The following is a 12093-nucleotide window of genomic DNA, read 5'->3' as shown; positions in this document are numbered from 1 at the left end:
TAAGCCGTCCATATGGACAGCTCATTTACATAATTATCGTTAGCGGAAGTATAAGAAAATCACCTATGATGGTAGTCTATTTTTAAAATAGTAATGGAGTTAAATGTAATCATCTTAAAAGTGCATCTTAACAAGGCGCATTAAAATATGACGTTTTAATTTAACGCTTTTATGATTTCATCTACAAATATTTTATCGATTTCATGTCCTTGGTTCGTTTGTTCTGAATCCATAATTATTCCTTGTGATTTCTCTTTATCAATCCACAAATAGTATGTTTGAGTTGTTCCACTTAAAAAGTGAACATTTAATTTGAAATTTGGCTTGTGTGTACTGGATATATTTGAATGTGTATGCCCGATATGGGTGATAGCGTTCACGAATGCTCCAACATCAAATTGTTTTACGAATATGTAGGTTTTATCCCCCTCAACTTTAATATATTCAATAGACTTATCTTTTATGGAGTGTACTCCTTCACCGTCCTTCGCTGTATTATGAAGTATAATACCATCTTCTGACTGTTCACAATCTCTTAGCATATATGCTATATCATGTGTTTCTTGAGGAGTAACAAACTTATTACATATATCCTTTCTATAGTCGTTTTTGTACTTGTAAGTAAAAGTGAATTTTTCATTTTGATAAGTTACAGTTTGTAAAGTTGGTACTTTTGCTTCCTCGTCAGTTAAATAATTTTTAATTTGTATTTCATCATTTTTCTTATCTTTTACATTTTGAGAAAATGTTTCAAATCGTTCTAGGTTTCTAGATTTTTCTTTAGGTATATGTATAATAATCTCATTTTTGTTAGCTTCAGTGGATGCCTCTTCACCGCCATTACTACATGCAGTTAAAGCAGCGATCGATAAGCATAATCCTCCAACAATTAATGTTTTCTTCAAATTGAGTTCCTCCCTAAAAAATATTATAAATTTAATCATAACAATAAATCACTATTCTTATTAAAAAACTTAGTACCTCGAATAAGCTAAGTTTAGATCACATATCTCTAATCAGGTAATTAATAAACATGCATGTAAAGTTAACATAACGTCCTATTATTGGTAGTTAGATATTACCATAATCTCCATGATATCAACATTCTGTGCGTGACTTAAGATCTATTCTTCATACGCCATTTCATACATTCCTGTAATGATGCTAGTCCTTCTGTTTTGATTTCTAGCAATTTTCGTATGAATTCCTGCATATATTGCTTGTTCAGATGTTAAACTAGTTTTATATTATCTAAACAGTCATCTGAACAGAAAAACAAGGAAACCCTTGTCAGACATAGAATTGTTCAGTTGTTTGAATGGTGTTTAGTTCAGATGTTTAGGTGTTTAGAAGGATGGTGATCTGAACAGTGCAACAAAAAGACTGGCTATCAGCTGAAGAAGTAGCCAAGGAAATAAAAGTATCAGCTATGACTATAAAACGAAACTGTCAGACCTACGATAGTTTTTTAAAATTCCAACAAGGCGAAAAGAACAAGTATTTAATCCATCGAGAATGTATACCTGTTTTTCAATTTATAGCTAAAATGAGAAATAAAAGAAACCTCCAAACAAAACAAATTATTGAGCTCCTCAGTAAAGAAAGATTCCCTGAATATATAGACATTGAACCTATCCAAACAACTGAACAACAAACTGAACAAACCCGAGTAGGACAAGAAGTTATAGCTGTTCAAGAGTTGGATAGAATTGTTACTGAAAGAGTATCTGAACAACTAAAAAAACATGAGGAAAGTTTAAAGGAATGGTTAATTGAACAGCAAAAACAACAACAGGATTTTCAAAAAGCTGTGATTCAAAGAATGGATGAGCGTGATCAAAACCTAATGACTATGATCCGTGAAACCCAGGAGACTAAAAAATTGATTGCAGCCACTCAACAAAAAAAGTGGTGGCAATTTTGGAAATAGAAAAAGCCTTACTTATATGCAGGATTTTTTTATACAGAATTCTATACAGATTTTTGTACTAATACAGGACATTCATAAACCTGAAAAGTCCCAATATCTCTACAATGTATAAAATCATGAATAGCACGATAAAAAGAAAAAACACACAAACTCAATTGTATCAAAGGTTTGTGCGTTTTCCTTGCTACCGATAATGAGAGATTATGTTAACTATTAGTGTAGGGAATATACATTACCAATGGTCAGGTTAGTTGAATAAAGAGAACCTTCAAGGTTACTTTTCTCCGGAATATTAAGAGAATCTTAAGAAAACTCCTCACTAAGCGTTAAGGTTTGATGGTTATAATAAAGGCAGTGATAGTCTCCGTCCTGCATGGAACCAACTAGCAAACCAGTTTTTCAATGAATTAAATACTACCTTCCAAGAGGAATACAAAATTAGTTAGGAGTGAAATTATGAAAATGTTTCTTGTAACACTTATCATTTCTTTAACCTTGCTTGGCTGTTCTGCTCAGAAAAAAACGAACGAAGCTTTATCTTTCGAGTTTGTAAGCTGGGAGAACAAAGTTTATGTGGTCAGTGATGGTGAGAAAGTTGAAAAAGTTGAAGTTGGACAAAGGATTGGAGAAGTAACAGAGTTTATTGACCAAGAAGGGCGCAACTATCAAGGAACAGCATCAAATGTATTTAAAGAGGGAACAAAGCTTTACAAAATTAAAGATATAGGAACTAATAAAGGTATAGCCGTTCAAAAAGACGATGGGACATTCATTAAAGGGACATTATCTGATGAGTGGCTTAAAGAAAATTTAGGGTCAATTGCCAACCAAGAAATTTCAATTCCGATTGGAGAATAAAACTTGTTCGTATGAAAAAACAATGCCTTCCGGCTAGTTGACCCGGAGGGTATTTTTATAGGCTTCTAGATACATTGACTACCGCATTCGGGACTTACGTTAATTAAACAAACAAAGAGGTCTTAATAGACCTCTTTGTTTTATTCATTACTCAATAGTATTTGCAATTTGGACTAAGACTTTTGATGAAGCTTTATCTAATCCTTTACTATCAATAATCAGTATATATTGCCAACCATTCCTTTCAAATGTAAGAGTATCAAGACTTGAACTTCCCCTTATACGAAATAATATTGCTTTCGATTTATCCTTCAGTGTATATACACTCTTAGTCAGTTTTTGTTTAATTGGAATTTTATACTTTAAAGGGCGGACTCTTATCATATAATGTTTCGTACCAGTATGCTCATTTATATACTCAATTTCAAAACTATCATTTACATTATATTCACTGTTATTACAACGTCCAAAGTGATGAGTAAATTCTACTGATGGTAGCCTTATCGGCAATGTAATGCCTCGTTGAAATAATTTTTCGCATTCAATTATTGCTTCTCCGACAGATTTATAACCAATCTTATACCAAAACTTTTCAAAAGACTGCTGTTCTTGAGCATTAGCAGGAGTATTAATAACACTGATAATTAAAGCAAAAAGTATTGATATCAATATTTTATGTCTTTTACTTATTAATGGGTTCTCCTTAAAAATACTTGCAATATACTGTATTGTTTATCATGCCCTTTAATCTCAATATCATTTTTCACTTCTGATAACAAGAATTGTGTAAATACGAAACCCCTTCAGCAAGTAAATTGAAGGGGTTTTTTCTAGATACAGTGAGTACTGATAAGTAAGTTTATGTTAACTGACAGGATATAGAATATATAATTGAGTGATAATACATAATAAAATAAATACAGAGGCTACAATTGACCAAATGCTATCATTACGATTCTTTTTCCAATCATTTATAGATGTATATATTGTTAGAGTAAAGAGAATCAGTGAGAATATCCAAAAATGAATTAGTGAAATCCTAACTATAAGCCAAAAAATAATGGAAAGTATGAAAAATAAAATTAAAGTAATAAGTATCTTTTTTCTTTTTTTCATATATGTATACTCCTTAATAAATTATAAATATATTTGTTAATTAAATTTGAAATGTATCAAGAATATTATCTTTTTCTTCTTTATTGATTCCAATATATTTGAGTGTAACTTGTGGTGTGCTGTGATTCAATATTTCTTGCAACATAGCGACATTTTTTGTTTGTTTATAGAACCAATAACCAAAAGTTTTACGCATAGTGTGAGTTCCAATGGATTCTACACCGGCAAAATCTCCGGCTTTTTGTAGTTGTCGATAAGCCTGTATCTTACTGATGGGTTGCTCTCCTTTTCGAGAAGGAAATAACCAGGTACTTTCTAGGGTTTGGGCATAGGAATACACTTCATCAAAAATAGAAGTAAGGTTAATTATGCGTTCTTTCTTTGTTTTTCCCTCTTTAATCTTGAATTCTTTTCTCTTTTTTCGCTTTAGCTTTATTATGGTTTGCGTTTCGATTTTGAGTAGATCACTGACACGTAATCCTGTATTGATTCCAATTAGAAATAGAATATAGTCTCGTTCTGAACAGTGGCGTTTGAGAGCCCATTTCATATCTTCGATTTGTTCTTTTGTTCGGATAGGTTGGACATCAATGAGATGTGGTTTTTTGTTCATGGATTTTATACCTCTTTATGTATAGTGTTTTGAATGTATACTTTTGTTGTTAATTTTGAGGATATCAGAGGATTTGGTGTGAGGTCAATGTTTAAGGGGAAATGAATGTAAACAAATATTCAAAAGTTTACTTTCGGACATTTATAAAAAAAACTCAACTATTTATATTTATTATCAATAGTTGAGAAATTTATTTATAAAATTGATTTTTTAAAGATAAATTATGATGTTTTTAAAGATAATAAGGCTATTTTTGTGAGTATAATTGATTCTTAAAATTTCTCAATATAGAACATAGTTATATTCATAATTTATCTATTTTCAATTAACAGCTATCCATTTACAATAATCACAATAAATGGTTTATTTTGGTTTATTTGTATGTTGTATTTATTTATAAATTTCTAGTGAGTACTTTATATATTCAATGTCACCTGATAAATTTTTATACTTTGTTTTTATTTTTTTTACTTTTGATGAGTGAATTTCACCTTTTTTAGGGTAGTTATGAATTATTAATTCACTTTCTAAAGCTAAATTAAATCTTTCATTTGGTTTTAAATCAAGATTGATAATGCCTTTTTTTAAAAGTTCTTCCAGTGAATGTTCCGAAGGTTTTTGATTTTTTAATTTAATTTCCAATGTTATATCATTCTTATCTAATAACATAGTTAATCCTCCTAATAATTAATATAATACATATTTTATATAATTAATTTATTATTTTCAATATTCAAAAAATTATAAAAACAAATTGTCTTATGGGTGCTTTTGTGTTATTCTATTTTATGTTTAGTGACCATAAAATGGTTGTTTTACATATTTTTTACATTATTGAAAGGAGGGGATATTAATGACTGAAGTAGTTTGGGATATCGTTTGGTAATTTATAAATGATTGGTATTTAAATAAAAAAGTAGTGTGTAGATGTTAATTCACACACTACTTTTTTATTAATAAATTGTGTAACAATCTATCTTATATTAAGAAAATTCTTCTTAATACATATATGAATTACGAGTTGTTTTTTAATTTTAAGACTTAATATGTTTTCAGAAGGGGTTTGATTATATGAAATTGTTAAATGATGGACTTATGGCATTTAATTATAGATTACCAATTTATAATTGGTTTTTTCCATTTTCTTATGAAGAGATTAGTGCAAAAACTAGAGAGAAAATAGGGGAAAATAGTTTTAATATATTTAAATTTGCAGGAGAGAATTCTAAATTTCGAGCTTTATATTTTCATATTCCTTATTGTGAGGCTATATGTACTTTTTGTCCTTTTTCAAGAGAAATCAATACGGATCCTACAGTATTTGAAAGTTATGTAGATGCACTAATTAAAGAAATAAGAATTAAGAGTAAATATCAAAATGTTAGTGGTTATCCAATACACTCTATATTTTTCGGTGGTGGTACACCTTCTATTTTAAAACCTTCACAAATTTTGAAAATTGGAAATGCTATTAAAGAATGTTTCGATTTATCACAACTTAAAGAATTTAATTATGAATGTCATTTAACAACTGTAACTGAAGATAGAATAGAAGCTTTGAAAGAAATTGGGGTTACTCATGCAAGAATGGGAGTGCAAACTTTTAACCCTCAATATAGAGAATTTTTTAATTTAGTTAAAGATACTAATTTAATTTTTGAAAAAGTAAAGTTGTTAAAAGATAATTTTGATTATGTTTCAGTAGATATGCTATATGGTATGCATGGACAAACTATAGAAGACTTTGTTAGAGATTTACATCATGTTGTTCAACTTGATACGCCAACTATTGATGTTTATCCAATAAATAATGTTGTTACTCAAGCTAAATTGAGTAGAGAACTTAGAGAACAAAATATGGAAGCAACATCAGGTTTTGCAAAAATACTGATGAATGTTATTTTGAGAGATTATATGCGAGAAAACGGATATCATCCACATAATGGACATGGATATGTTAAATCTAGTAATGAAATTATTCAACGTAATCCAGTTGTTACGGATACTTATAGATTCCAATATCATGAAGCACATTATGGGTATAAAGGACATGAAATAATTGGTTTCGGTAGTGGAGCTTATTCTGTCATGGATGGATTTATTATAGGTAATAATAATAATTCGAAAAAATATGTAAAAGATTTACTTTCAAGTGATTCTATTGATATGAAATTGTTTGAGTTTGATCCAACTATTTGTGAAAGCAAAGGTATATCTTTTCATTTACCTTATCATGGAGAAGCTGATAAATCGAAAATAAATTTTGATTTAGTAAGGCCAGAAGTTATGAATAGATTAAGTGAAGTAATTGAGCGTGGTTTAGTTGTTGATGATGGAACACATTATAGATTAACTGAATTAGGATGGAATTGGTATGGTAATTTATTGTTTTATTTATCACCTGATTCAGAACAAGAGGCTATTCTTAAATATATTAATAAGGGATCACAACAGAAGAATCGTTTTGTCGAAGATTCTAATATATTATTAGAATTTGAAAAAAAACTTACTTTAGTGTGATAGTTGATTTAAAATGATAGCACTTTTTTAATGGTTATAATAATTTTATGTACTTCATTAAGGAAGTGCTTTCTAATTTTTTTAAAAAGGGAGAATATATGTTATGCGGAGGAGAATTATTCAAGAAGTTTTAGAAAAGCAAAATGATAGCTTTTATATTAAACATGTTTTGGGAGATATAAGTGGAGTTTTCTTTGAGAATATGACTGATATTAATAATCTTGAGTCTATTATAAAAACAGGTATAAATAGAACCCAAGCACATTGTATATCAATTCAATTTGAACGTGTAAGTCAAAATGGTACGGTGTTAATAGCTATTTTGAAGGAAGGGCGTGTTACTTTACATTTATATCCAGAACAAAATTTGCTTTGTTTAGATGTTCTATCATATAAGAAAAGCTGTAATCCAAAATTAATTATAAATACTATTGTTGCGATTTTACAACCAGATCAAGTAAGAATTAGAGAAGTTAATAGGGGAGATTATAATTGAAATTAAATATTAATACTATTAACAAAGAAATACTCACTTTAGCTTTTTTAAATTTCTTATATTGTTTAGCAATATATGTTTCAATGCCTATTCTTGCATTGTATTTTAATGTTAATTTGAAAATTCCTATATCACAAGTTGGATTTTTAATAGGTTTACCTCCTATAATAACAGCTCTTTTTGGATCTATAGGAGCTCTAGTATCAAATAGATTAGGTGAAATTAAATGTTTAATCTTAGGTTTATTTTTGTTAATCATTCCATATAGTTTGTTTATATTTGCTGATAAATATTGGCAGTTATTATTATTAAGTATTTTATCAGGTTTTGGAGGAGTTTGTTGGAAACCTGTTATTAGATCCTTATTTGCACATCATGCAAATAAAATAAAGTCACAAGATATAGTATTTCGAATTAATTATATAGTAATTTGTCTTGGAGCAATATTGGGACCCTTAATTTGTATTTGGATTGTAGATTTTCCGAAATATACAAATTTAATAATGTCGATTGCTCTTTTTTTGTTTAGTATTCTTTTAATCTTGTTTACTAGAAATAGTTTAAATGTTGATGATTTTAATTTAGAAGTTAAGAAAAAACTAAAACTTTCTAGTTTAAAATCTGTAGATTCTAAACTAATTATATATATTATAGCTGGTGCATTAATCTATTTTGTTTTTTCTCAATTTGAAGCTGTCTTTTCATTAGCTTTTAAAGAATTTAGTACTACACCTGAAAAGTTATTTGCATTTTTATTAATTTTAAATTCAGTTGGGGGAATTATATTACAATTTATTGTAATGTATTTAGAAAAGAAATTTTTAAAACTTAATCATACAGTATCAATTTTAATTGGAAATTTAATATTTGTAGTAGCTTTTTGTTTATTTGCTGTATCTAATGGAAATATAGTAATTTTAGTAATCGCAACTTTAATATTTGCTATGGGTGAAGTATTTGCTATACCAGGTAGTGATATTATTATTAATAGTATTTCTCCGTCAGACAAAAAAACACTATATTTTAGTATTGCTGAATTTAGAGCTATTGGTTTTTCGTTAGGACCAATATTTGCAAGCTTTGTTCTTGAATATTATGGTTCTACTTTAATGTTTATATCTTCTGTGTTTTTTATAATAGTAGCTAGTATTTTGTATATTCTTCCAGCTACTCCTTTTTATCAACATACTACTAATAAACAAATAACAAAAGAATTATAAAGCGGTTCTAATAAAAGGATTTTAAATTTTTTAGTGAAGGGATAAATGTATAATGGATTATATTTTAGATGTACCTTTAGAAATTTTAGAAGATATTGATGTAAATGTAATTATTTCTAACAATGAAGATCTGGGATATTAAATTAAGTTATACAGTAAACGAAAGAATTGGTGTATGTTTCAACGGTAAGCGGACAGAACGAAACGAAAGTGAAGTGAAGGAGCATTAAGGAGTTGACATACTCACTATACCCAGACCCTCTTGCGGTTGTCAAAAGGTATCCTTTTGACCCTGCCTACCGGCGAGGGAGCCCCCTCAAAAATTGAGGGGGGTGGGGGTGTTTTTTTCTATGGGGTCTGGGGAAGATTTCCCCAGTGGGTTTGGGCGAAGCCCAAGGTTTTTGTTTTTGCACGGCTTGTCCGTGATCGGCGAAGCCGACGTGTCCCGTAGGGCACACTCTATTGTTGCCTAGTGACAATATAAGAGTGTGTTCTCTAATTGACATCCAATTACCCTCTATGCCATGATTAAGTGGACGGATATAAAGGGGGCTGGCTCTGTGAGTTACTCTATTTTTCGAGTGCAAGGTATTAAAACAACAGGCGATCTACGAGGAATTGGAAAGCATAATGCGGACAGAGTCTCGTATACAAATCATGATATTGATCGGGTGAAATCAAGCGAGAATATCGAGCTTGTAAAATGTGAGGATACATATTTAAAACGATTTAATGAGATTACAAGTGAAATGAAAATAGATCATGAGAAACGTATGAAAAGTATGCGATCTGATAGACGGAAATCATTTGATCAAGCAATCAATAGTGCCAAAAATGATGTGGCTTGTGAATTTTTGTTTACGAGTGATGAGGAATTCTTTCAGAATAAATCGAAAGAAGAAATTGAAGCTTGGGCGAAACAGTCTTTTGAGTTTCTTGAAAAAGATGTTGGTATAACAAAAGATAAAATCATTCATGCAGTAGTTCATATGGATGAGAGGACGCCACATTTGCATGTTGTAGCAGTTCCGTTAATTAAGGCGTATGACGGACGTAGAAAAGCTGATATATGGCAAATTAGTCGTAAGAAGTTTATTGAAACAAAAGAAGATTTAGCGAATTTGCAAGATAGATATCATCAGTGTATGAATGAACATGGTTATAAGCTGAAAAGAGGTACAACAAAAGATATTAAACATGCGACAGTTCAAGGATTTAAAGAACAAACAAAATATCATGAAAATGAGGCTGTACAAGCATTAAAAAAAGCAGATCATGCAAAAAAAATGGCAAATAAGCTAGTAGCAGATGTGAGACATATTTCAAAACTAGATAAAATTTCAGTGCATCAAGAAATCGTATGGGAACGTCAAATGTTTAAAAAGGTTGAGAAAGCGACAGGAAGGGTTATTTTGGAGCCGAAAGACTATCGAGTTATCAAAACCCTTGCGAAAGCTTCAGATGTGCTTAAAACACAAAATAAGAAGCTTATAGGCGATAATAACCTTTTAAACAAGGATAAAATCAATTTAGAAGAAAAAGTGGAACATTTAATAAAAGAGAATCAACAACTTAAGACTGAAAATCAAGAATTAAAAACGGAAAACGATTTTTTGAAGAAAACGTTGGAACGAGTCAAGGAATTTTATAAAGAGAAAGTGCCTCAACTTGCAAATATGGTGGGTTATATGAAAGCAACTGTGTTAGATAAAATGGGGGAAAAGCTGTTGAAGCGCCATTTTGTAGATGATAGTGAGCGTAATGGAGTTCAAAAATTCTTTAGTGATAAACAAAAAGAGATTGAACAACAAAAGAAGGAAAAGTCATTAAAAATGAAGTCTAAAAAACGAGACCGAGACTATGGGATGGAACGTTAAAAGAGTAGATGTTTTCAATTGATGAGGATTAAAGTTTTATGTAGAAATTTGTGGTAAAATGAAAAAAGAAACTTTGCTGCGAACAAAGTTTCTTAAGAATTTTCCAGGTAGGAAACCACCCTAACCAAGAAAAATGATTCATAAAATAACTATTCATATTTTATCAAACAATACACGTTTTGGGAATGATAATATAGTTATTTGTTTTATTAAATATACATAAAAAATATTGGTTTTGGTTTCCTTCTGGCATATTAGGAGGGTAACAGTGAATAAAATTTTAGACTTTGGACAAGCTGAAAAAAATGCTAGACAAAGAGATTTAGAGTCTGAAAGAAAACAGTATGAAAATGATTTTGGTTTTTCAAAAGAGGAAATTGAGAAAGCGATGGAAGTAATTTCTCAAGCAACTGGTGAAGAGTTGTATTTAGGAAAGAAGAAAAAACCATCATCTAAAATTAGATTTTCTCAATTTATTCAAGAAAATTGGAAGTTTTTACGAGATGAAAAATATTTTACTAGTGAGGAGAAAGTATTTTTAACGGATTTACAATGTAATGTAAGTATGTACTCTAATGCGATTGTAGATGATGTTAAGAAGAAACTTCCTTGTGCGCTAACTATTGTAACAATTGCCGAGGTTTTGAAAACATCAAGACCAAAAGTTAGTAGAGTAGTTAATTCTTTGATTAAAAAAGGTGTCTTAGCAAAATCGATATCAGGAGATTTTAAAGATAACCAGCAAGCAAAAGATTATGTTTTGTTTGTAAATCCAAACATTATTATTTCAGGTAGTAAAGATGATGTTTCAGAACATTTAGTTTTACAATTCAAAAATGTAATGAGTAAAAATACTGTCTTAAGTAAGTTACCAATTAAATTATTTTAGAGTCGTTTTTACGGCTCTTTTTTATTTGAATATATTCCTAAAAACACCGTATCAAATTTGATACGCTACCGTATCAAATTTGATACGCTAAAAAAAAGTATGAATTGTTTATATTACTAGCCCTAAGCTACTTTTTGTATTTATAACTATCTCATTCTATATATATAGCTAAAAGTTCCGAAAGGAACGGGTAGTATTTTTGAGAAGAACACTCAAAAATCTCCACCCTCTCTTTAAAAAAATCGGTTCGTTTATCCTCACCTAAAGGCTATTGCCTTTTCTTTTTTAAAGAGTCCTTTCGGAACTTTTTTCGGCTCGTGTGCTTTTTTCGCCAAGCCGACAGACAAAAAGCAAAACAATGGTTCTCGACTTGGACTAGCAAGTATACGAGCCGAACCGCTTGAATCAATCGCTCAAAAATAGTTCTTATACTATATATCGATACGTTTAATACGTGGGGTTTCGCCCCCACACGACGAGCCAGCACTCTAGCCAAAAAGCAAAATTGAACCAAAAGATATGGTTAAATCCATAAAAAAATACAATAAGCCGTCCATATGGACAGCTCATTTAC

11 protein-coding genes are annotated in these 12093 nt (G+C 30.0%); 7 read left to right on the top strand and 4 right to left on the bottom strand.

The window, feature by feature from the left end:
- Positions 1–155 precede the first annotated feature (155 nt).
- The gene (locus Y7E_RS0106540) at positions 156–905 is read right to left on the bottom strand and encodes a YhfM domain-containing protein (RefSeq protein ID WP_017150488.1); all 750 of its coding nucleotides are present in this window, start codon (positions 903–905) and stop codon (positions 156–158) included.
- A 464-nt stretch (positions 906–1369) separates the two neighbouring features.
- Here Y7E_RS0106540 and Y7E_RS0106535 point away from each other — a divergent pair, with 464 nt between their 5' ends.
- Complete coding sequence (locus Y7E_RS0106535) at positions 1370–1930, top strand: DUF3967 domain-containing protein (RefSeq protein ID WP_017150487.1); 561 nt, start codon at positions 1370–1372, stop codon at positions 1928–1930.
- 456 nt (positions 1931–2386) lie between these two features.
- Positions 2387–2788 carry a hypothetical protein gene (locus Y7E_RS30755; RefSeq protein WP_017150486.1) on the top strand — a complete coding sequence of 134 codons (402 nt, stop codon included), beginning with the start codon at positions 2387–2389 and terminating at the stop codon, positions 2786–2788.
- 147 nt (positions 2789–2935) lie between these two features.
- On the opposite strand, the gene Y7E_RS0106525 is transcribed toward Y7E_RS30755, so the two are convergent.
- The 3 genes from Y7E_RS0106525 to Y7E_RS0106510 all read right to left on the bottom strand — a co-directional run bounded on the left by Y7E_RS0106525 (position 2936) and on the right by Y7E_RS0106510 (position 5186).
- Complete coding sequence (locus Y7E_RS0106525) at positions 2936–3457, bottom strand: hypothetical protein (protein WP_017150485.1); 522 nt, start codon at positions 3455–3457, stop codon at positions 2936–2938.
- A 487-nt stretch (positions 3458–3944) separates the two neighbouring features.
- Positions 3945–4517 (bottom strand): tyrosine-type recombinase/integrase, encoded by a 573-nt coding sequence (locus Y7E_RS0106515; RefSeq protein WP_017150483.1) that lies wholly within the window; start codon positions 4515–4517, stop codon positions 3945–3947.
- Between the two features lie 390 nt (positions 4518–4907).
- Positions 4908–5186: a hypothetical protein gene (locus Y7E_RS0106510; RefSeq protein WP_017150482.1), complete on the bottom strand. Its 279-nt coding sequence runs from the start codon at positions 5184–5186 to the stop codon at positions 4908–4910.
- 402 nt (positions 5187–5588) lie between these two features.
- On the opposite strand from Y7E_RS0106510, the gene Y7E_RS29315 reads away from it, so the two are divergent.
- The 5 genes from Y7E_RS29315 to Y7E_RS0106475 all read left to right on the top strand — a co-directional run bounded on the left by Y7E_RS29315 (position 5589) and on the right by Y7E_RS0106475 (position 11519).
- Positions 5589–7037: a coproporphyrinogen-III oxidase family protein gene (locus tag Y7E_RS29315; protein ID WP_017150481.1), complete on the top strand. Its 1449-nt coding sequence runs from the start codon at positions 5589–5591 to the stop codon at positions 7035–7037.
- 103 nt (positions 7038–7140) lie between these two features.
- Positions 7141–7533 carry an S-adenosylmethionine decarboxylase family protein gene (locus Y7E_RS0106500; RefSeq protein ID WP_017150480.1) on the top strand — a complete coding sequence of 131 codons (393 nt, stop codon included), beginning with the start codon at positions 7141–7143 and terminating at the stop codon, positions 7531–7533.
- The gene (locus tag Y7E_RS0106495; protein ID WP_017150479.1) at positions 7530–8753 is read left to right on the top strand and encodes an MFS transporter; all 1224 of its coding nucleotides are present in this window, start codon (positions 7530–7532) and stop codon (positions 8751–8753) included. The genes Y7E_RS0106500 and Y7E_RS0106495 overlap by 4 nt, the downstream gene beginning before the upstream one ends.
- Before the next feature lie 560 nt (positions 8754–9313).
- On the top strand, positions 9314–10630 hold the full coding sequence (gene mobV / locus Y7E_RS29305) for a MobV family relaxase (protein ID WP_017150476.1): 1317 nt from the start codon (positions 9314–9316) through the stop codon (positions 10628–10630).
- A gap of 268 nt (positions 10631–10898) precedes the next feature.
- Positions 10899–11519, top strand: coding sequence for a helix-turn-helix domain-containing protein (locus tag Y7E_RS0106475; protein WP_017150475.1), 621 nt, complete (start codon positions 10899–10901; stop codon positions 11517–11519).
- The last annotated feature ends 574 nt before the right edge of the window (positions 11520–12093 follow it).

Origin of the sequence: Bacillus bingmayongensis, assembly GCF_000299035.1 — a bacterium.
Classification (GTDB): Bacteria; Bacillota; Bacilli; order Bacillales; family Bacillaceae_G; genus Bacillus_A; species Bacillus_A bingmayongensis.
This window is presented reverse-complemented; position numbering and strand designations above follow the sequence as displayed.

Excerpts from the sequence above, each read along its gene's own strand:
- Y7E_RS0106500 (WP_017150480.1), top strand. The coding sequence starts at position 7,141 with ATGCGGAGGAGAATTATTCAAGAAGTTTTAGAAAAGCAAAATGATAGC.
- Y7E_RS30755 (WP_017150486.1), top strand. The coding sequence starts at position 2,387 with ATGAAAATGTTTCTTGTAACACTTATCATTTCTTTAACCTTGCTTGGC.
- Y7E_RS0106515 (WP_017150483.1), bottom strand. The coding sequence starts at position 4,517 with ATGAACAAAAAACCACATCTCATTGATGTCCAACCTATCCGAACAAAA.
- Y7E_RS29315 (WP_017150481.1), top strand. The coding sequence starts at position 5,589 with ATGAAATTGTTAAATGATGGACTTATGGCATTTAATTATAGATTACCA.
- Y7E_RS0106510 (WP_017150482.1), bottom strand. The coding sequence starts at position 5,186 with ATGTTATTAGATAAGAATGATATAACATTGGAAATTAAATTAAAAAAT.